At 42.6% G+C, this 19,758-nt stretch carries 20 protein-coding genes; 14 read left to right on the top strand and 6 right to left on the bottom strand.

Translation table 11 applies throughout. The features are described 5' to 3' along the window. Positions 1–12 precede the first annotated feature (12 nt). Positions 13–1,341 (bottom strand): sigma-54-dependent transcriptional regulator, encoded by a 1,329-nt coding sequence (locus tag GGD38_RS29320; RefSeq protein WP_375302697.1) that lies wholly within the window; start codon positions 1,339–1,341, stop codon positions 13–15. Between the two features lie 460 nt (positions 1,342–1,801). On the opposite strand from GGD38_RS29320, the gene GGD38_RS29315 reads away from it, so the two are divergent. Then, entirely contained in the window at positions 1,802–2,449 is a 648-nt protein-coding gene (locus GGD38_RS29315) for a rhomboid family intramembrane serine protease (RefSeq protein WP_375302698.1), read from the top strand. A gap of 30 nt (positions 2,450–2,479) precedes the next feature. Here the strand turns inward: GGD38_RS29315 and tilS are convergent, their stop codons facing one another. Further along, positions 2,480–3,832, bottom strand: coding sequence for a tRNA lysidine(34) synthetase TilS (tilS, locus tag GGD38_RS29310; protein WP_375302699.1), 1,353 nt, complete (start codon positions 3,830–3,832; stop codon positions 2,480–2,482). A 233-nt stretch (positions 3,833–4,065) separates the two neighbouring features. Continuing rightward, the gene (locus GGD38_RS29305; protein WP_375302700.1) at positions 4,066–4,377 is read right to left on the bottom strand and encodes a tetratricopeptide repeat protein; all 312 of its coding nucleotides are present in this window, start codon (positions 4,375–4,377) and stop codon (positions 4,066–4,068) included. Positions 4,378–4,484: 107 nt separating this feature from the next. Between GGD38_RS29305 and GGD38_RS29300 the strand changes: the two genes are divergently transcribed. The 7 genes from GGD38_RS29300 to GGD38_RS29270 all read left to right on the top strand — a co-directional run bounded on the left by GGD38_RS29300 (position 4,485) and on the right by GGD38_RS29270 (position 11,109). Next, the gene (locus GGD38_RS29300; RefSeq protein WP_375302701.1) at positions 4,485–5,228 is read left to right on the top strand and encodes an electron transfer flavoprotein subunit beta/FixA family protein; all 744 of its coding nucleotides are present in this window, start codon (positions 4,485–4,487) and stop codon (positions 5,226–5,228) included. Between the two features lie 150 nt (positions 5,229–5,378). Then, positions 5,379–6,344, top strand: a complete 966-nt coding sequence (locus tag GGD38_RS29295; protein ID WP_375302702.1) for an electron transfer flavoprotein subunit alpha/FixB family protein — start codon at positions 5,379–5,381, stop codon at positions 6,342–6,344. Positions 6,345–6,428: 84 nt separating this feature from the next. Beyond that, entirely contained in the window at positions 6,429–7,028 is a 600-nt protein-coding gene (locus GGD38_RS29290) for a bifunctional nuclease family protein (protein WP_375302703.1), read from the top strand. Positions 7,029–7,198: 170 nt separating this feature from the next. After that, a complete protein-coding gene (gene ispE / locus GGD38_RS29285) occupies positions 7,199–8,044 on the top strand; it encodes a 4-(cytidine 5'-diphospho)-2-C-methyl-D-erythritol kinase (RefSeq protein ID WP_375302704.1) in 846 nt (281 codons plus the stop codon). Positions 8,045–8,282: 238 nt separating this feature from the next. Then, positions 8,283–9,512, top strand: a complete 1,230-nt coding sequence (rocD, locus tag GGD38_RS29280) for an ornithine--oxo-acid transaminase (RefSeq protein ID WP_375302705.1) — start codon at positions 8,283–8,285, stop codon at positions 9,510–9,512. A 144-nt stretch (positions 9,513–9,656) separates the two neighbouring features. Beyond that, the gene (locus GGD38_RS29275) at positions 9,657–10,346 is read left to right on the top strand and encodes a VIT1/CCC1 transporter family protein (RefSeq protein WP_375302706.1); all 690 of its coding nucleotides are present in this window, start codon (positions 9,657–9,659) and stop codon (positions 10,344–10,346) included. 28 nt (positions 10,347–10,374) lie between these two features. After that, positions 10,375–11,109: a Uma2 family endonuclease gene (locus tag GGD38_RS29270; protein WP_375302707.1), complete on the top strand. Its 735-nt coding sequence runs from the start codon at positions 10,375–10,377 to the stop codon at positions 11,107–11,109. A gap of 9 nt (positions 11,110–11,118) precedes the next feature. Here the strand turns inward: GGD38_RS29270 and GGD38_RS29265 are convergent, their stop codons facing one another. The 3 genes from GGD38_RS29265 to GGD38_RS29255 all read right to left on the bottom strand — a co-directional run bounded on the left by GGD38_RS29265 (position 11,119) and on the right by GGD38_RS29255 (position 14,599). Then, the gene (locus GGD38_RS29265; RefSeq protein WP_375302708.1) at positions 11,119–11,526 is read right to left on the bottom strand and encodes a hypothetical protein; all 408 of its coding nucleotides are present in this window, start codon (positions 11,524–11,526) and stop codon (positions 11,119–11,121) included. A gap of 63 nt (positions 11,527–11,589) precedes the next feature. After that, positions 11,590–12,840, bottom strand: coding sequence for a multidrug effflux MFS transporter (locus GGD38_RS29260; protein ID WP_375302709.1), 1,251 nt, complete (start codon positions 12,838–12,840; stop codon positions 11,590–11,592). A gap of 106 nt (positions 12,841–12,946) precedes the next feature. Beyond that, complete coding sequence (locus GGD38_RS29255; protein WP_375302710.1) at positions 12,947–14,599, bottom strand: glycoside hydrolase family 28 protein; 1,653 nt, start codon at positions 14,597–14,599, stop codon at positions 12,947–12,949. A gap of 212 nt (positions 14,600–14,811) precedes the next feature. Between GGD38_RS29255 and GGD38_RS29250 the strand changes: the two genes are divergently transcribed. The 6 genes from GGD38_RS29250 to GGD38_RS29225 all read left to right on the top strand — a co-directional run bounded on the left by GGD38_RS29250 (position 14,812) and on the right by GGD38_RS29225 (position 19,712). Then, positions 14,812–15,213, top strand: a complete 402-nt coding sequence (locus GGD38_RS29250) for a hypothetical protein (protein ID WP_375302711.1) — start codon at positions 14,812–14,814, stop codon at positions 15,211–15,213. Between the two features lie 423 nt (positions 15,214–15,636). Continuing rightward, a complete protein-coding gene (gene kaiC, locus GGD38_RS29245) occupies positions 15,637–17,367 on the top strand; it encodes a circadian clock protein KaiC (RefSeq protein WP_375302712.1) in 1,731 nt (576 codons plus the stop codon). Continuing rightward, positions 17,345–17,695, top strand: coding sequence for a circadian clock KaiB family protein (locus GGD38_RS29240; protein ID WP_375302713.1), 351 nt, complete (start codon positions 17,345–17,347; stop codon positions 17,693–17,695). Before kaiC ends, GGD38_RS29240 begins: the two co-directional genes overlap by 23 nt. 1 nt (position 17,696) lies before the next feature. Further along, the gene (locus GGD38_RS29235; protein WP_375302714.1) at positions 17,697–18,017 is read left to right on the top strand and encodes a circadian clock KaiB family protein; all 321 of its coding nucleotides are present in this window, start codon (positions 17,697–17,699) and stop codon (positions 18,015–18,017) included. Next, the gene (locus tag GGD38_RS29230; RefSeq protein ID WP_375302715.1) at positions 18,017–19,318 is read left to right on the top strand and encodes an ATP-binding protein; all 1,302 of its coding nucleotides are present in this window, start codon (positions 18,017–18,019) and stop codon (positions 19,316–19,318) included. Before GGD38_RS29235 ends, GGD38_RS29230 begins: the two co-directional genes overlap by 1 nt. Beyond that, on the top strand, positions 19,305–19,712 hold the full coding sequence (locus tag GGD38_RS29225; RefSeq protein ID WP_375302716.1) for a response regulator: 408 nt from the start codon (positions 19,305–19,307) through the stop codon (positions 19,710–19,712). The genes GGD38_RS29230 and GGD38_RS29225 overlap by 14 nt, the downstream gene beginning before the upstream one ends. The last annotated feature ends 46 nt before the right edge of the window (positions 19,713–19,758 follow it).

The following is a 19,758-nucleotide window of genomic DNA, read 5'->3' as shown; positions in this document are numbered from 1 at the left end:
CTGCCTATTCAATTAAACAATCTTATATTCTTCCATCTTTCTATACAACGTCGTTAACCCAATACCCAACAACACCGCCGTCTTCGTTTTATTCCCACCAGTATGCCTTAGCACCTTCTGAATATGATCTTTTTCAACGCTGGCCAGTGTAAGGCTTGAAGAACCGGTAGATTGTTTCTGAATGTCAAATGGTAAATGTTCGGGCAGAATAGTATCCCCATCGGCCATAATGGTTGCCCGCTCCAGCACATTACGCAATTCGCGAATATTACCCTTCCAGGCATGTTGTTGTAATAATTGTATAGCGTCTTTATGTATATGTAATACAGGCAGGTTTTCTTTGGCCGCATAATAGGCCAGAAAGTGATTGGCCAATTCGGGTATATCCTCAGCATGTTCACGCAACGGCGGCAATGAAATGGAGAATACATTTAATCGGTAGTACAGGTCTTCGCGAAAGGTTCCATCGGCAATTGATTTCAGCAGATCGCGGTTGGTGGCGGCAATGATGCGTACATTGACCTTGGTTGTTTTTACATCGCCCAGCTTAATAAACTCGCCGTTTTCAATTACGCGTAGCAGTTTTGCCTGCAGGTCGATATTCATTTCGCCGATCTCATCGAGAAAAAGAGTGCCGCCATCGGCCAGTTCTATCAATCCTTTTTTATCTTTTGTAGCCCCGGTAAAAGCACCGGCTTTATGCCCAAACAGTTCTCCTTCGAGCAGGTCGCGCGCAAAGGCGCTACAGTTAATAGCCACTATTGCTTTATCGCTTCGTTTGCTATGGGCATGAATGGCATTGGCAAATACTTCTTTACCCGTACCGGTTTCACCCAACAACAATACATTGGCGCCGGCAGGGGCAATTTTCTGCGCCAGCTGCACCGCCTGTTTTATCAACGGACTTTGGCCAATAATTTCATCGAAGGTATAAGCGCCCTTCTCTTTTATTTTTACTGCCGACTTTTTTTGCGTCAGGGCTTTTTCGGCAGCCTGGTACAGCAATGGAACAATACGATCGTTATCGTTGCCTTTTGTTATATAATCAAAGGCGCCGTTCTTGATGGCCTGTACACCATCGGGTATATTACCAAATGCGGTTAGCAGAATGATCTCAACCAGCGGGTATTTGGCTTTTAATTCTTTTACAAAACTTACCCCGTCACCATCGGGCAGCTTTACATCGCATAAAACAATATCGGGTTCTTTTTGTGCGAGGGATGCCCAGGCTGCTTTTAGTGTTCCCGCCTGTTCAACAGTAAATCCTTCCAGTGAAATAATACGGCTTAACAATTTCCGTAACTGCTCTTCATCATCTATAAGTAAAATATTGCCTGGCATATGGAGGTTTAATACCCAAAGGTAGCTGTATGGCTAAAACGAAAAAAGTCCCCTGTTACCAGAGGACTCTTTCTATACCTATGAAGACTAAATTTCTTTTTTATATATGGCAAGGGTTATACCATGCTCAAAATGCCATAATTGCTCAAAAAATACACATAGTCACAAATTCACTTATAAAATGTTAATTTACAGCCAATTGAAATCAATAACGAGACATGAAAATATGTAAAATTGTGGATAACCGCCAGCGTAGGACTACGCAAATTTTGTTTCAAAACAGGAATTAACACATTTTTTTGGGAAATAAATTCATCATCTAAACCCAGGCCAGCACAGGTTTACCCTTATTCTTTTCTGTTATACCGCGCCTGCATTATACCAACCGCTTATCCTGCTATTTATGTAACGTGTTTGCCATACCACGTTTCTTACTATTTTTGACCATCAATAAATACCGATGACAATAACCCTGATCATTATTATTATTACCGTTCTTACGTCCATTGCAGCTTTCAGGAACGATAAGGTTTATAACGATTTCATTTTCTATCCGCCGGCCGTTACCTATGATAAACAATGGTACCGTTTTTTGACCTGCGGGCTTATTCACGCCGATATTGCCCACCTGGTGTTTAATATGTACGCTTTTTATATGTTTGGCGATAGCGTAGAGGGGAGCTTTGTGCAAATTTTTGAGCAAAAGGGTAAACTGCTTTACCTGCTATTATATATTACCTCGCTGGCGGCCTGTTTATTACCAACCTATGCTAAACACAAAAACGATAGCAATTACCGAAGCCTGGGCGCATCCGGCGCGGTTTCGGCAGTGATCTTTGCGTATATCTTATTTAATCCGTTACAGGGTATAGGTATTATATTCGTTCCGTTCATCAGAGTGCCGGCCTTTGTTTTTGGCTTCCTGTATATTGTTATTTCTTCCTGGCTCGATAAAAGAGGTGGGGGCAATATCAATCACTCGGCGCATATTTTTGGCGGCCTGTATGGTATCGCCTTTTTAATTGTGACCGGTTATTTGTTCTCCGACTATCAGGTATTACAACAATTCATTGAAAGGATAACAGATTATACAAGTCGTTTCTTCTAAATAAAGTAAAAGGTGGGTTAAGCCCACCTTTTACTTTATCAGTTGTATCTTCAAAATCTGTTTGGTAGCATCGGTAATTTTAAAGCGGTCGTCTATACGAAGTGCTACCACCCACACTATTTTTTTATTACTTTCCAGCACCCATACTTTCTCTTTATCGGTAAGCGATAGTTTTTGATCGATAAAGAACCGGGCCAGTTTCTTTTTCTTATTCAAACCCAACGGATAAAAATAATCGCCCTTTTTCCATTTGCGCAATAGCAGTGGGAATTGCAGCGCTTCCTTATCAATAAACGCAACGGCGGCATCATTAACCAGCTGCACATTCTTGTTTTTCAAGTGTTCAAAAACAAGTTCGCCATTTTCAAACACCACTTTATTTTCATCTTCATCGATGACCAGGTTCTGCGCCTGTTCCGATTGTGCAGGAGCTATAATAAGCCAGCGCCTGTTCTTTATAATACGATGGGTGGCTGATTGTACATAACGGCCCGATTCACTATCGAGCAATTTTATTACTTCATCTACCTGCGCCGATGAAAAGCCAAATGCCTTAATGATCTCATACACGATGGCACTTAAAGGTTGTGCTTTTTTCAGCTTAAGTACAGGAATATGCACCTCCTCCCCTTTTTGCTCCAACAGTTTTTTCTTATGCTGTTCCACAGCCTGATCATACAATGCTTCCATATCTGCAAACCGGCGTAAATTGTTCACCAGGTTATTTTCTGCTTCGGGATATATTTTTTGCACCAGTGGTATCAGCTGGTGGCGGAAATAATTTCGGGAATACTTGTCAGATACATTGGAACTATCTTCAACCCACTTAAGATCATTTTCGGCAGCAAACTGCTTTATTTCCTGCCTGCGGGCAAACAGTAATGGTCGTACTATATGTGCCTGTTTTGCCAACATACCCCGCAAACCATGAATACCGGTGCCTCTGAAGAAATGCATCAGCATGGTTTCTATATTGTCGTCTAAATGATGAGCGGTGAGCAAACAGGTTGGTGAGTGGTGAGGGGTGAGTGGTGAGTGGGTCGTCAGCAATTCTGCAAACCAATTATACCTTAACTCACGTGCAGCTTCCTGTATAGATAGCTTCCGTTTCTCTGCATATGCAGCCGTATCAAATTCTTTTATGTGAATAGGTGCATTGCAGGCTGCTGCCAGCTGTTGCACAAACGCGGCATCGCGTTCGCTTTCGGCGCCTCTTAATTTAAAATTACAATGCGCAATGATGAATGAATACCCAGCCTGTTTACATAATTCGCATAACACTACCGAATCAATACCACCACTTACTGCCAGCAACAATGTATCCTTCGATGAAAAAAGATAATTATCTGAAATGTATTGTTGAAATCGTTGAAGAAAATTCATTTATTATATATAAATCACAAATCGCAAGATCCAAAGAATAAATTCCAAATCTCAAGTTCCAAAGAAGAAATTCAAATCGCAAATTTCAAGAACCAAAAAATAAAACTCAACTCACAAATCGCAAATTCCAAGAATTCCTTTTGAAGTTTAGTGCTTGGAATTTTGTATTTTTTATTTGGTTCTTGAATCTTGGTTCTTGGAATTTGTTTTGGAACTTGGCTTTTGGGATTTTTTTAAAAGGTGAGTTCCTCATATGCACTTCTCAGTTCCCCATAAGCATGTTTTTCTCCTGCCTGTTTGGCTGCCTCCATTCCTTTTTCATACCATTCAATAGCCAGTTCTGTGTCGCCGGTACGCTCAAGTAATTTAGCCAAATGATAATAAGAACCAATATAACCAGGATCTTGTGTCAATATTTCCTCAAAAATTGACCGGGCAGTGTTATCGTCGCCCAATTTTATATATTCCAGTGCCAAAGCATGCCTTAAAAAACTATCACCGGGGCTGGCCTTCAAAAATTCCTTCAGTTGTGTAATACGGTCCATATTCCTCAATTAAAATATCCCTAAAATATCGAAATGTATCGCAATGGCATGTATATTTGTATATATGGTTGCATAAACAACCAATGAACTAATTAAATCTATTGCCAATGAAGATATTAGTCTGCATCAGCAAAACGCCGGATACTACGGCAAAAATAGCTTTCACCGATAATAATACGAAATTTGCACAGGACAACGTACAATGGATCATTAATCCATATGACGAGTGGTATGCGTTGGTTCGCGCCATAGAACTGAAAGAAAAAGACCCCGCTACAGTTTTACACCTCATAAATGTAGGTGGCGCCGATGCCGAACCTGTAATTCGCAAAGCCCTGGCCCTGGGTGGCGATGAAGCTATTAGGGTGAACACCACCAGCACCGATAGTTTTTACATTGCGTCGCAAATTGCCGAAGTGGCTAAACAAGGTAATTACGACCTTGTTTTTACCGGTAAAGAAACCATCGACTTTAATGGTTCGTCAATTGGCGGTATGGTCGCCGAACTGCTCGACATGCCTTATGTTTCTCTTGCTGTTAAATTTGAACTGAATGGCACTACTGCTACCATCACCCGCGAAATTGAAGGCGGTGAAGAAGTATGTGAAGTAAATTTACCCGTTGTAGTTAGTTGTCAGAAAGGAATGGCCGAGCAGCGTATTCCTAACATGAAGGGTATTATGGGCGCCCGCACAAAACCATTAAAAGTGTTGGAGCCGGCAGCAGCCGATACCCTTACAACCGTTGCCAGTTTTGAATTACCACCCGCCAAAGCAGGTGTTAAAATGGTGCCGGCCGATAACGCCGCCGAACTGGTGCGTTTACTGCACGAAGAAGCGAAGATAATCTAAGCGTAATGTGCTGATGTGCTAATTAGCTAATGTGCTAATGGCTATGTCGCACTCTTCTTCGAGGTCCCCTATTAACAAAAACTACAATTTACCAATGTGCTAGTTGCATTTTCTCATTAGCAAATTAGCACATTATCAAATTAGCTAATTATGGTTCTAGTTTTTATAGATCAATCAGAAGGTCAAATAAAAAAAGCTTCTTTTGAAGTATTAAGTTATGGCGCCAAAGTAGCAGAACAATTAGGCACAACTGCCGAAGGTGTGGTATTGGGCGCGGTTTCGGACAGCGAATTATCGGCATTGGGAAAATATGGGGTAAAAAAGATACACCATGTAGCCAATGATGCCCTTAACCACTTCGATGCTCAGGTTTTTACAAAAGTAATTGCCCAGGTTGCGCAAGCGGCCGGCTCAAAAGTTATAATATTTTCAAACAACGTTGATGGTAAAGCTATAGCACCCCGCCTGGCGGCCCGCCTAAAAGCAGGTTTTGTTCCCGGCGCCGTTGCATTGCCCGATACCACCAATGGGTTTACGGTAAAGAAAAACGTTTTTTCGGGGAAAGCTTTCGCCAATGTCAGCATTAGTTCCGATATAAAAGTTATTTCTCTTAACCCCAATTCGTACCAGGTTACGGAAGGCAGCGGCTCTGCCGAAGTTGTGCCATTTACTGCTACCGTAGATGCACCTAAGGTAAAGATCAAGTCGGTAAATAAAGCTTCGGGCGAAGTACCGTTAAGCGAAGCCGAAGTTGTGGTAAGCGGTGGCCGTGGTTTAAAAGGGCCCGATAACTGGGGATTAATTGAGAACCTGGCACATGCCCTGGGCGCCGCCACAGCCTGCAGCCGCCCGGTAGCCGACGAGCACTGGCGCCCGCACCACGAACATGTTGGACAAACTGGTCTTACTATTGCACCAAATTTATATATTGCAGTCGGCATCTCGGGCGCCATACAACACCTGGCCGGAGTGAACCGAAGTAAGGTGATTGTGGTTATTAATAAAGACCCCGAGGCCCCCTTCTTTAAAGCAGCCGACTATGGTATTGTGGGTGACGCGTTTGATGTATTGCCCAAAATAACGGAAGCGGTAAAAAAGCTGAAAGGAATGGCATAAATTAACCCGGTATATTCAATGAAATGAGACTAAATGATTAAGGCTCATTTTTTGAATAAAAACCCTTAGTTTCGTGCTTTCGTTATGAAGAAAATAGAGCTGGAAATAGTTGCCTTGTCACACAGTATTACCCAAACTCATTCATATGCTGTTGTGTTGGGAGAAGTAAACGGGTTGCGCAGGCTTCCGATCGTTATTGGTGGCTTTGAGGCGCAGGCTATAGCTGTGGCGCTTGAAAAAATGCACCCCAGCCGGCCGCTTACGCATGACCTGATGAAAAATTTCATGAATGCCTTTAACATTGACTTACAGGAGATCGTGATCTGCGATCTGCAGGAAGGCATTTTCTACTCGAAACTCGTTTGTGTTAGCGAACACGATACTGTTGAAATAGATTCAAGAACATCCGATGCGTTGGCCCTGGCTGTACGCTTCGGATGTCCTATTTATACCTACGATAATATTCTTGAAAGCGCCGGTATTTTGATGGAGGACCCATCGGGCAAGAAAAAACAGCCCCGCGAAGCCGTGGCCGCTGAATCTTCTGCCGGTACCGACGACTTAAAAACCCTGACGCTCGATGAACTGAACACCTTGTTGACTGAGGTGCTGGAATCGGAAGACTACATCAGGGCTATCGCCATTCGCGATGAAATAAATGCCCGCAAAAAAGGCCGGGGATAATTCAAAGCTCCAAGAACCAAGCACCAAGATCCAAATAAAAAATACAAAATGCCAAACTCCAAATTCCAACAGGAATTCCTGGCATTAGAAATTTGGGATTTATTTGGAACTTGAAATTTGCGATTTCTTTTTTGGTTCTTGTGATTTGTAATTTGAGATTTTTCTACAAAATGGTTGTTTTTCCCAACTGTAAAATAAACTTAGGCCTTCATGTTGTACACAAACGGGAGGATGGTTACCACGACCTGGAAACCATTTTCTATCCGTTGCCTTTGCGTGATGCACTGGAAGTGGTGAGGCGTGAAACGGCAGACGTGAAACGTGAAATTTCCGACAATGCAGCAGTCTCGCTGCAATTAAGCGGTTTGACTGTGCAAGGAAAAACGGAAGATAACCTTTGCATTAAAGCATACAACCTGCTTAAAAAAGATCATCCACAACTTGGTGACGTTGACATGTACCTGCACAAAGCCATTCCCATGGGTGCAGGATTGGGTGGCGGTTCGGCCGATGGCGCCTTCGCCTTACAATTATTCAACGATAAGTTTCAATTAAAACTTTCACGCGAACAACTGCTCGACTATTCACTGCAATTGGGCAGCGACTGCCCTTTCTTCATCATCAATAAACCATGCTTTGCAAAAGGCCGTGGCGAACTGTTACAAAGCATTCAACTCGATCTGTCGGCTTATTCATTTCTGGTAGTACATCCGGGCGTTCACATCAATACCGGCTGGGCTTTTTCACAACTCACTCCTGCCCCGGCGCCAAAACCATTGCAACACATCATTCAACAACCTGTTGATACTTGGCGTAATGAACTGAAAAATGATTTTGAAGCGCCTGTTTGCAAACATCATCCCGACATGCAAGCCATTAAAGACAGATTGTATAATGCCGGTGCATTATATGCGTCAATGACGGGCAGTGGGTCGTGCTTCTTTGGCATTTTTGCAAAGGACCAGCTTCCTGCATTGCAATGGCCTGCCGCTTATGCCGTTTTTAATCTGAAATGAGTTGTCTACCAACCAGGTAGTTTATCATTTTTACCCCTCGCGTAAATTGCTTATATTTGCAGCAAAGAGCGTTGTTATCAATTTCATAGCTAACATACCGCAGTTTCTTCACTACAATCTCGATTTTCTAAATCATCGAGGATAATCAGTGACGTCCCGGCTCAGTCGGGAGTTTAAAGGCATGTCCCTTACTTACTGGTCTCTTTCTTCATTTACAATATTTTTATTTCACCTGTTTATGGTTTCCACTTTATCTAACAAAACGAAGTATTATCTCGAGCTCGAAGAACAATTTGGTGCACACAATTATCATCCCCTGCCTGTAGTGTTGAACAAAGGCGAAGGCGTATATGTTTGGGATGTTGATGGCAAACGGTATTACGATTTCCTGAGTGGTTATTCTGCTGTTAACCAGGGGCACTGCCATCCAAAGATCATTGCAGCATTTATGTTGCAGGCGCAACAGCTAACGCTTACTTCTCGTGCATTTTACAACGATGCACTGGGCGAGTACGCGCAATTTATAACACAATATTTCGGGTTCGATAAAGTGTTGCCGATGAACACAGGTGTTGAAGCTGTTGAAACAGCCATCAAATTGTGCCGTCGCTGGGGTTATACCGTTAAAGGCATTCCTGAGAACAAAGCCACCATCGTAGTATGCGGTGAAAATTTTCATGGCCGCACAAGCACCGTGATCTCTTTCAGCACCGACCCTTCTTCACGTAGTAAGTTTGGTCCGTACATGCCGGGCTTTACCGTTATTCCTTATAACGATCTGCCTGCATTGGAAAAAGCATTACAAGACCCTAACGTGGCGGGCTTTCTTGTTGAACCTATACAGGGCGAAGCTGGAGTAGTTGTGCCCGAGGAAGGTTATTTGTCACGCGCAAAGCAATATTGCGAAGCAGCAAATGTGTTGTTCATTGCCGATGAAATTCAAACCGGTTTATGCCGTACCGGCAAAATGCTGGCTTGCGACCACGATAATATTCAACCTGATATTCTTATTTTAGGTAAAGCATTAAGCGGAGGCACATTACCCGTATCGGCAGTATTGGCAAACGATCAGATAATGCTTACCATAAAACCCGGCGAACATGGTTCTACCTATGGCGGCAATCCGCTGGCATGCCGGGTGGCTATTGAATCGCTTAAAGTGCTGCAGGAAGAGAATATGGCCGCCAATGCCAATGCCATGGGCGAGTTATTAAGAAAGGAATTAGCGGCGCTACAATCGCCTTATATCTCTGTTGTACGTGGTAAAGGATTATTGAATGCAATTGTTATTGAGCATGCAGATAAAGACGCGGCCTGGAATTTGTGCCTTACGTTAAAAGACAATGGGTTGCTTGCCAAACCAACACATGGCGATAAGATCAGGTTTGCACCGCCGCTGGTTATTAACCGGGAGCAAGTATTGGAGTGTGTGGAGATAATTAGAAGGAGTTTGGATAGTTTAAGTTAACGAGTTGACAGGCTAACAAGTTGACAAGGAAGTTGAAAAGTTGATATAGGTAATAGAATTGATTGAGGTCGGAAATCCCGAAATTCGAAAACCCTTTCACGTTTGCCGTTTCACGTTTGCCGACCTAAAAACTAACATTCTAATATGGACCATCAAGAGCAGCACCTGACAAGTTCAGACATGCTTACAGATATAGTAATTGGTATGAGCGATGGACTAACCGTTCCCTTTGCGCTGGCAGCCGGCCTAAGCGGCGCAGTTAGCTCAACCGGTATTATTGTAATTGCAGGCATTGCTGAAATTGCCGCCGGCTCCATTGCCATGGGACTGGGTGGTTACCTGGCCGGTAAAACCGAAATAGATCATTACAATAGCGAACTGAAAAGAGAATATGAAGAAGTAGAACTGGTGCCCGAAAAAGAAAAGGAAGAAGTGCGTGAGTTCTTTGGCAACCTGGGGCTTAGCGAAGAAGTACAACAACAAGCGGTAGAAGAAATAGCCAAAGACAAAAAGAAGTGGGTTGACTTTATGATGAAGTACGAACTTGGTCTTGACAAACCCGATCCCAAACGCGCAACCAAATCGGCATTGAATATCGGGCTGTCGTATGTGGTAGGCGGACTGGTTCCTTTAAGCCCATACTTCTTTACCGATACGCCTATAGTAGCATTGAAATACTCTGCAATAGTTACACTCATTTGCCTTTTTATATTCGGTTATTTCAAAAGCCGCATGACGGGTGTTCATCCGCTGAAAGGCGCATTAAAAGTGATGTTGATAGGTGCTGTAGCAGCCAGTGCAGCATATGGTGTGGCGAAAATATTTGAAGGATAGTTAATATGAATTTCCGTACCTTAAGGGTATGGAAAAGAAGGAACCACCAGAGCACGATAACAAAAAACGCTACTATTCCGTTGAGGAATATCTGGAATTTGAGCGTAAATCAAACGTGAAGCATGAATACTATAAAGGTGAAATATTCCCTCTGGGTGCCGGCTTAGAACATAACGTTATAAAAGAGCCAGCTGTGGACTATACCAAACAACGATATACAATTGAGGAATACCTTGAAATGGAACGTGCATCAGACGTGAAGCATGAATACTATCAGGGTGAGATATTTGCTATGGCAGGTGCAGGTCCTGAGCATAATTTAATTTTTTCAAATGTTTTTGGAGAACTATATGCATCATTGAAAGGTAAACCATGCCGCCCATATGGTAGTGACATGAGAATTCATATTCCTGAGAATACTTTATTTTGCTACCCTGATATATCTATCTTTTGTGGTGATCCTATTACTACAGACAAAGAAAAAGATACAGTCCTTCATCCTACTATCATTATTGAAATAATGTCAAAATCCACGAGGAACTATGACCTGGCAGCGAAATTTGATCTCTATCGGGATATACCTACTCTTAAAGAATATATATTGATAGATTCTGAAAGAATTGGCGTTACAACGTTTCGAATTGATGCCCATAACCGATGGGTACTGCAAGACTATAAAACACTTGAGGATATAGTTCTTATTCCCACTGTAGGTGTATCACTTTCCATGAAGGAAATATATAATGACGTTAAGTTTACCTGATCGATTCATTTATGCTTTTTCCTGTTTACTTTCCTCCTTCAACTTCATATCAGGGAACAAAGCCATTAACATCATCACAATCGCCGACAACAGCATAACCCATATACCTATCTTCTTATCGGGACAAGTACCGCGGTAACAGCCAGTGTAAACAATATAGCATCTCAATGCATATGCGAGCACAATAGCGCAGATAAATACATTCCAGCGTTTGGCCCAAATACGTTGAATGGCAAAAAATGTAATGGTTATCACACTCATTACGGCAAACACATTCCCCGGCTTTCCATAAGCCCTGTTCTCTGAAAAGAACCCTGTAAAGCTTTTGTCCAGGTCGGGATGATACGTCCAGGGTAAAAAGCCCGACAGAACAAGAATAATTGCCACCGCAATGCCAATCCATTGAGAGTACTTCATTGAGAAATATTTATTTACACGGCAAAGCGCCGTTTTTGGGACCGCAAACATACTAAATTCAGCTTATAACGTACTTATCATCTCCACATCCTCTTCAGCCACAGCCCTTGCCCGGGCCTGCTGGCAAATTATATTACGCCCTATGATAAAAACCGTAAAGGCGCCAATAGCGCAGCACGACATTACCCCGGCCATGGGCAGGGCCGTTTTATTTTGAAATACACTTACCAGGGCCGACGTACAAGCCCCAATACTCATTTGAATAGCACCCAGCAATGCAGAAGCGCTGCCTGCATTATGGCCAAACCGCGCTAACGAAAGCGCTGAGGCATTGGGAAAAGTAAAACCCTGGCAACATAAGAACAGGAAAATGAGAAAGATGGTAATGAACAGGTCATTCCATCCCAGGAACGTAACAATAAACAATAATAACCCAATAGTACTTTGGCAGGCCAATGCCACTTTAATGATCTGTTCGCTGGTATAGTTCTTCAACAATACACTATTGAGCTGGCTTGCGCCAATAAGCCCCATGGCAATCAAAGCGAAGATCCAGCCATATTGTTTTTCAGAAACATGAAAAACGCCCATAAACACAGAAGGCGAACCACCTATATACGCATACAAACCAGCTGCGGAAATGGCTGCCGTTAATGCATATGTATAAAACTGCGGATGCTTTATAACGCTTGCAAAGTTATTGATGATGGGCACCGGCTTTAATGAAAAGCTGGGATCGGGCTGTTTACTTTCGGGCAACAAAAAATAAATGCCTATAAGAATGATCACATTAATGATCATCAGCATTATAAACACCCAGCGCCAGCCCAGCAACGCAGTAACATAACCACCTGCCGTAGGTGCAATAATGGGCGATACCGCCACCACCAACATCAGCAATGAAAATACTTTGGCATTCTCCCTTACATCGAACATATCGCGCACCATGGCGCGGGCCGCCACCATACCCACACAACCACCCAGCGCCTGCAGCAGGCGAAGCGTTATCAATGCATTTACCGATGCGGCCAAAGCACAACCCAGTGAAGCCAGTAAATAAATGGAAAGACCAACATACAATGGTTTCTTTCTGCCATAACGCTCCAGCAGCGGACCGTATATTAACTGCCCGGCAGAGATCCCAATAAAAAAGCTCGACAACGAAAGCAACACCTTCGATTCGGTGGTGTTTAGCCCCCTGGCAATATCAGGAAATGCCGGCAGGTACATATCGATGGAAAAAGGCCCTATGGCCGACAAAAGGCCAAGAATGAGAATCAGGTAAAAGTTGCTTTTGGGTTTAGTATTATTCATTCGTACGCAAAGGTACCTCATTGCCGGCCAATAAAAAAGGTGAGTACCCCGCCAGTTGGCGGGAACTCACCATGAGCTGTGTGGTTCTGAGAAAACGTTCAATATCTTAATTCATGATCAACACCGATGGATCTGCCCCATTATTAAATGCCACTTTATTGGGGCTATTAGGCACATTGGCATTCTGCACCCTGATGTTCGCATTTTTATCGCCATTGATGCTGAACAACAAACCGGCATTGGGTGAATACCTGAATCCGTTTAAAGTAATATTGGAACCCGATTCAACATATACCACCGGGCTCTCTTTATCGCTTATAAGCGTAACATCTTTCATTCGAATATCATTGGCTTCAATGATCTCGGCCCCTTTATCGGTCTTTAGCACAATGTTGCTCAGCTCAATATCCTTCACCTTCATTTCGGGTAACCCGCGAATAAAAATGCCTCTTTTGGCGCCATTACATACAATATCGGAGATCTGGAAATTGCGGAACCTTGGCGTACCATCTGTAACCGGTGGCACTTCCACGGCCTCACCGGCTTTAGGCGGTTTGGTGAAATAATACATATCCCATAAAATGGCATCCCCTTCAATATCCTTCATGCGAATATTCTTCACAAAAATATTCTCTACTACCCCACCTCGGCCACGGGCTGTTTTAAAACGCAGCCCAATATCGGTACCCATAAAAGAACAATCGTATACAAATATATTGCGGGCGCCACCACTCATTTCGGAACCAATCACAAAACCACCATGGGCTTTGTAAACCACATTATTTCTTATGATCACATTTTCAGTTGGCCTGCCTCTTTTTCTACCTTCTTCATCTTTACCCGATTTTATACAAATACCATCATCACCAACATCGAACGTACAACCTTCTATCAGTACATTCTTACAACTCTCCACATCGAGCCCATCACCGTTTTGCGCATAGTCGGGGTTCTTTGCAAATACATTTCTAATGGTGAGATCTTCACAAAGAACAGGGTGTAAACACCAGGCGGGTGAATTCTGGAATGTCACGCCTTCGAGCAATACCTTTTTACAATTGGTGAACACAAGCAGGTTGGGACGTAAAAAATCCTTTATATCTTCAAAATCTTTTAATGTTTGTCCGGGCAATAAAGCGGTGCCTCTTTTTGTATCAAAAGCCAGTTTGGTTTTGGCAGAGGGGAACCAAATGCGGTCATCGGCGCTTACCAAACCACCCGATGCTTTTTTTGCCTTCCATTCTCTTTCGGTAAGCTTATCTTTACCTACCATACGCCATACATCGCCATTGCCATCGATGATACCGCGGCCGGTGATGGCTATATTTTCCAGGTTATTACCAAAGATGGGCGATTGGTTGCGTGCCGAAGTTCTTCCCTCATACGTTCCTTCCACCAATGGATATTGGTCAAAATCATTGGAGAATAAAAGAATGGCGTCGCGTTCTATATGCAGGTTTACATTGTTCTTCATTTCAACGGGTCCTGTAAGCCAAACGCCACCGGGCACCAGCACTACCCCGCCGCCTTTGGCACTACAGGTAGCTATGGCCTTATTAATGCTGACGGTGTTCAATGTAAGTCCATCAGCAATGGCCCCAAATTTTTCAATACTCATGGTATCGCGCCTGAATTTCGGCTCGGCTATCTTAGGCAGATTCTTCCAGGAATACGGAGACTTAGCGGTTTGCGCCTTTGCCGAATACATGCCTGCCATGGCAGCAAGCACAAAGACAATCAGGTTGTGTTTCTTCATCATTGTTGGAAATACAATTATTAGGTATATGACGTAATTGAACATTGATTGGTTGCAGAGCAATGATCAAACCTAATTGTAAGAAACCGGAAACAGGTTCAAAATTTAACGTGAATGGTTTAAATTTTGGTAAAGGTGGAGCCCTTACAGGGCTGCTCACCTCAAGCCTGATTTAAGGTGAGCCCCTTGCTGCATATTATTTATATACGCGGATAATGCTCAGACCGAACGACATATTTACCGTTTTTTGCAATAATAAATGCATAATTTCTGTGGGCCTGCCAGGCACCCGTATGCCACATGTATGGCTTGATAACGAAAAGAAATTGTCCACGCTTGACCTTATAAACGGTCAATTCCTGTTGATACAACAAAACCATGATCAGTCAAAGGAAACCAGGCTGGCTGGTATATGCAACAGACTTAATATTCCTTTACAGATAGTAACATTAAACAATTATCCCAATGCAATAGCAACTTGGAATAGCTATATGAAATATATTCATGATAAGGAGCTACTATTGGTTCGTCCCGATGGCTTTATAGCATGGCGGGGCGTGGAAAATGATCAAACCGATCTCGAAGCGATCATTAAAAACTGTTACACCTTAAAATAATACAAAGGAGAATTCGTGACAAACGCAATTTCCTATACAGCAAGGTACGCAGTAAATTTATAGTCTCAACTAACCATTAACTATAGTCTTCTATTAAGAAGGCGCCTTATCCGTTAAGGGTCGCTTAACCGCGATCCTTAATTTAGAAATACAGTAAACCCAAACAACCAACATTCTTCCATAAGATCAGGCCTTTTCCTCAATCTGATTTTTATGGCGCTACCAACGACCATTTAGGAGGTACTAACAACAGAAAGGGGGCCGTCAATTGTGCGGTCCCTCTTTCATTATAAGTATTAAATATGCGTAAGAGTTTCCTAAAAATCTTCCAAAAACTGTAGAAAATTTTCCACTAGACTGACCCTTTGGCTCAATGGCTTTATTTTTTTACAACATGTTTTACAGTACTAAATCTCGTTCTACATGTCACGACCAGTAAAAAAAAGCAATACGACCGCCTTGGAAAAAACCCCTACCGGCATCAATGGTTTTGATGAAATAACCAATGGCGGACTGCCCGCCGGCAGACCAACATTAGTATGTGGCGAGGCCGGTGCGGGCAAAACACTTTTCTCTATAGAATTTGTTGTTCGCGGCGCTCTGCAATTTAAAGAACCGGGCATTATTATGGTTTTTGAAGAAAAAGCCGAAGACCTTGAAATGAACGTGGCATCACTTGGTTTTAATTTGAAGAAGTTGCAAAAAGATGGGTTGTTATGGATAGACCATGTGCATGTTAACCGCAGTGAAATTGAGGAAACCGGCATGTATGACCTTGATGGATTGTTTATTCGCCTGGCGCATGCAATTGACAGCATAAATGCCAAACGAGTGATGTTAGATACTATTGAGAACCTGTTTGGCAGTTTTGAAAATGAAGGCATTTTGCGATCAGAATTGAGAAGGCTTTTCAGCTGGCTTAAAGACCGGGGTGTTACGGCCATCATTACAGCCGAAAAAGGCGTTGGTATGCTCACGAGGCATGGGCTGGAAGAATATGTATCAGATTGTGTGGTGCAGCTCGAACATCGTGTAGAAAATCAAATTTCAACCCGTTTGCTTCGGGTGGTTAAATATCGTGGTTCGTTACATGGCACCAATGAATATCCTTTCCTTATTGATGAAGATGGCATTTCGGTACTACCTGTAACTTCACTGCAATTGGAAAGAGAAGTATCATCGCAAAGGATTTCATGCGGTATAGAATCGCTGGATACCATGTTAGGTGGCAAAGGCTTTTTCAGGGGTAGTTCTATTCTTATTTCGGGAACGCCGGGCACCGGCAAAACAAGCATTGCCGCTTATTTTGCAGACGCCTCGTGCCGTCGTAAAGAACGTTGTTTGTATTATGCCTTTGAAGAATCGCCACCACAGATCATCAGGAACATGCAGTCCATTAATGTCGATCTCAAGAAACACATTGAAAGCGGCATGTTGCAATTGATCTCTACCAGGCCTACATTGTATGGGTTAGAATCGCACCTGGTAGCTATTCATAAAAAGGTTAAACAGTTTAAACCCCGTACGGTGATCCTTGACCCCATTACCAACCTGGTAAGTGTTGCCTCTGCAAGTGAAGTAAAATCTATGCTGATGCGGTTACTCGATTTTTTACAAGCAGAAGGCATTACCGTACTTTTTACAGCGCTCGTATTTGACAAAGAAAATGCACTGCAGGCCGATGAAGGCATTTCATCCCTGGTTGATGCGTGGATACAGGTACGAGACATTGAAGCGAACGGCGAACGCAACCGGGGCATTTACATTATGAAATCAAGAGGTATGAACCACAGCAAACAGGTACGGGAGTTTGTGATAACAAGTAAGGGATTGGAACTGGTTGATGTATACCTGGGGCCCGATGGCATACTGATTGGTTCGGCCCGGGTAGCGCAGGAACTTCAGGAATATACAGGTAAAGAATTGCGCAGTTATGCAGCCAGCCGTAAAGACCAGGCTATTCAACGCAAAAAATTAGTGCTGGAGGCGAAAATTGCGTCACTGAAAGAAGAGTTTGAATCGGTGCAGGAAGAATTGAACAAAACGTTTATAGAAGAACAACTGAAGAAAGAGATCATAGAGAAGAACCGGCAGGAATTAACAAAAAACCGAAACAGCCGAATTTCAGAAAATGGCAAAAACAGTAAAAAATAAGACAACGAAAGAGTTAAAATCAGTAATACGACCTAACAAGCCAAAAAATGATAAATGGCAGTTACGGTTGTATATTGCCGGCAATACGGCAAAATCTATAACAGCACTAACCAATTTAAAAAAATATTGCGAACAGCACCTGAGTAACCGGTACGAGATAGAAGTTATAGACTTGCTGGTAAACCCGCAACTGGCAGCCGGAGATCAGATACTGGCCATTCCTACCCTGGTAAGAAAAGTGCCCGTTCCGGTGCGAAAAATAATAGGTGATCTTTCGAATGAAGAAAAAGTTTTAGTAGGTCTCGACCTTAGACCCATAAAAAAATAACATGAAAAAAAATGGTTCCGAAAGCGACCTGAAAAGGATGTCGAAACCTCCGCCGGAATTTGATCTTCGCCTGTATATTACAGGCGCCACGCCGAATTCTGTAAAAGCAATAACCAACATCCGGAACATTTGTGAGTCGTACTTAAAAGATCGTTACGCATTACAGATCATTGACGTATACCAGAATGCTTCACTTGCCCAGCAGGAGCAAATTATCGCATTACCTTTGCTGATCAAAAAGCATCCCCTCCCTGAGCGAAAACTTATTGGTGACCTATCAGAAACAGAAAAAGTTTTAAACGCCCTTGGGGTGGAAATATAATGGACCGGAACATACAACTAAAGAATGACCTGATGCGGGAACTGGAAGAAACCCGCCGCCAGCTTTACGAGGCTAAAGAAACCATTGAAGCCATTCGTACCGGCCAGGTTGATGCACTGGTTGTTCAAAAAGGCGATACCCATCAGCTATATACGCTTAAAACAGCCGATCATACCTACCGGGTATTTATTGAAAAAATGACGGAGGGCGCTTTAACGCTCAACCAACAGGGAATTATCCTGTATGCCAACTCGCGTTTTGGCGAAATGATAGGCATGCCGGTTTCTGCCATCATTGGCCTTCCCTTTGAACAGTTCATTGCCAAAGACAATCTTTCTTTCTATAAAACACTCTTTACAACCTCCTGGGCAGGCGATTGTAAAGGTGAAGTAACACTTCATTACAATGAAAGCCACACGTCGGTTCAACTATCGCTAACCGTTCTTGAACTTGATGAAGGTTTGTCATTAAGTATCATCATCACCGATCTAACGCTGCAAAAAACAACCCAAAGAAAGCTCGAAGAGAACAACAGGCAACTGGAATTGCTGAACCATACACTCGAAAACAGCAATCACGATCTGCAACAATTTGCATCCGTAGCATCGCACGATCTGCAGGAACCACTTCGCAAGATCCAGATGTTCAGTAACCTGCTAAAAAAGAAGGTGACCGGCATTTTAGGTGAAGAAGATATTGCCTACCTCGAAAAAATTATTGGCTCTACGGAAAGAATGAAAACATTGATCGTAGATATATTAAATTATTCACGGCTATCTGCCGATAATGGTGAATTCATAACTGCCGATCTGAATGAAGTTCTTAAAGAACTGCTGGAAGATTTTGAATTGATGATCGCCGATAAACAAGGAAAGATCATTTATAAAGACCTGCCCACGCTGGAAGTGAACCGCGGACAAATGCGACAGGTGTTTCAAAATCTAATTTCCAATTCATTGAAATTTTCAAAAGAAGGCATAGCGCCAGTGATTAAAATAAAAGCGAAACTTATAAAGGAAAAAAGTATAACCGGCGAAGAAAACATCAATGGTGAATATTGTTTACTTACCTTTGAGGATAATGGAATAGGGTTCGATGAAAAATATGCCAACACTATTTTTTCACTTTTTCAACGCCTTCATCCAAAAGATTCATTTGAAGGAACAGGCATTGGATTATCTATTACAAAAAAAATTATTGAAAAACACCAGGGGCTTATACAAGCTAAAAGCACGCCCGGTATTGGTACAATGTTTATGATGGTATTACCGCTAAAACAAATGACGAATGGCCAGCTCTGATAATATTATAAAGAAGATCTTACTGGCTGAAGATGATCCCGATGACGTTAGCTTCTTTTTCCAGTATTTGGGCGAACGGCCCGACCTCATTTTGTTACCACCGGTAGAGAATGGAGAAGAAGTGTTTGACTATCTTGAAAAAGCTCACAACGGAAGTTTTCCCGACCTTATCATTCTTGATCAGAACATGCCTAAATGTAATGGGCTGCAAACCCTGGCTATACTAAAAAATAATACAGCATACGAAAACATCCCGGTTTTTCTGTATTCTACCTACACCGATGCCTACCTGGTAAAACAAAGCATACAATTAGGAGCCAGATCAGTATTAGAAAAACCGGTTTCAGTGGAAGGCTACCATAAAATGATCAATGATATACTGCGGTTGATATAATTTTCACACCATTTTTCGTTTGCAGCGATATTCTGCAAACGATTTA

The sequence above is a fragment of the Niastella sp. OAS944 genome (assembly GCA_024809215.1).
Taxonomy (GTDB): domain Bacteria; phylum Bacteroidota; class Bacteroidia; order Chitinophagales; family Chitinophagaceae; genus Niastella.
The sequence above is the reverse complement of the archived record's forward strand: the minus strand, read 5'-3'. Positions and strand labels throughout refer to the sequence as shown.

Excerpts from the sequence above, each read along its gene's own strand:
- GGD38_RS29320 (WP_375302697.1), bottom strand. The coding sequence starts at position 1,341 with ATGCCAGGCAATATTTTACTTATAGATGATGAAGAGCAGTTACGGAAA.
- GGD38_RS29315 (WP_375302698.1), top strand. The coding sequence starts at position 1,802 with ATGACAATAACCCTGATCATTATTATTATTACCGTTCTTACGTCCATT.
- tilS (WP_375302699.1), bottom strand. The coding sequence starts at position 3,832 with ATGAATTTTCTTCAACGATTTCAACAATACATTTCAGATAATTATCTT.
- GGD38_RS29305 (WP_375302700.1), bottom strand. The coding sequence starts at position 4,377 with ATGGACCGTATTACACAACTGAAGGAATTTTTGAAGGCCAGCCCCGGT.
- GGD38_RS29300 (WP_375302701.1), top strand. The coding sequence starts at position 4,485 with ATGAAGATATTAGTCTGCATCAGCAAAACGCCGGATACTACGGCAAAA.
- GGD38_RS29295 (WP_375302702.1), top strand. The coding sequence starts at position 5,379 with ATGGTTCTAGTTTTTATAGATCAATCAGAAGGTCAAATAAAAAAAGCT.
- GGD38_RS29290 (WP_375302703.1), top strand. The coding sequence starts at position 6,429 with ATGAAGAAAATAGAGCTGGAAATAGTTGCCTTGTCACACAGTATTACC.
- ispE (WP_375302704.1), top strand. The coding sequence starts at position 7,199 with ATGGTTGTTTTTCCCAACTGTAAAATAAACTTAGGCCTTCATGTTGTA.
- rocD (WP_375302705.1), top strand. The coding sequence starts at position 8,283 with ATGGTTTCCACTTTATCTAACAAAACGAAGTATTATCTCGAGCTCGAA.
- GGD38_RS29275 (WP_375302706.1), top strand. The coding sequence starts at position 9,657 with ATGGACCATCAAGAGCAGCACCTGACAAGTTCAGACATGCTTACAGAT.
- GGD38_RS29270 (WP_375302707.1), top strand. The coding sequence starts at position 10,375 with ATGGAAAAGAAGGAACCACCAGAGCACGATAACAAAAAACGCTACTAT.
- GGD38_RS29265 (WP_375302708.1), bottom strand. The coding sequence starts at position 11,526 with ATGAAGTACTCTCAATGGATTGGCATTGCGGTGGCAATTATTCTTGTT.
- GGD38_RS29260 (WP_375302709.1), bottom strand. The coding sequence starts at position 12,840 with ATGAATAATACTAAACCCAAAAGCAACTTTTACCTGATTCTCATTCTT.
- GGD38_RS29255 (WP_375302710.1), bottom strand. The coding sequence starts at position 14,599 with ATGATGAAGAAACACAACCTGATTGTCTTTGTGCTTGCTGCCATGGCA.
- GGD38_RS29250 (WP_375302711.1), top strand. The coding sequence starts at position 14,812 with ATGCTCAGACCGAACGACATATTTACCGTTTTTTGCAATAATAAATGC.
- kaiC (WP_375302712.1), top strand. The coding sequence starts at position 15,637 with ATGTCACGACCAGTAAAAAAAAGCAATACGACCGCCTTGGAAAAAACC.
- GGD38_RS29240 (WP_375302713.1), top strand. The coding sequence starts at position 17,345 with ATGGCAAAAACAGTAAAAAATAAGACAACGAAAGAGTTAAAATCAGTA.
- GGD38_RS29235 (WP_375302714.1), top strand. The coding sequence starts at position 17,697 with ATGAAAAAAAATGGTTCCGAAAGCGACCTGAAAAGGATGTCGAAACCT.
- GGD38_RS29230 (WP_375302715.1), top strand. The coding sequence starts at position 18,017 with ATGGACCGGAACATACAACTAAAGAATGACCTGATGCGGGAACTGGAA.
- GGD38_RS29225 (WP_375302716.1), top strand. The coding sequence starts at position 19,305 with ATGGCCAGCTCTGATAATATTATAAAGAAGATCTTACTGGCTGAAGAT.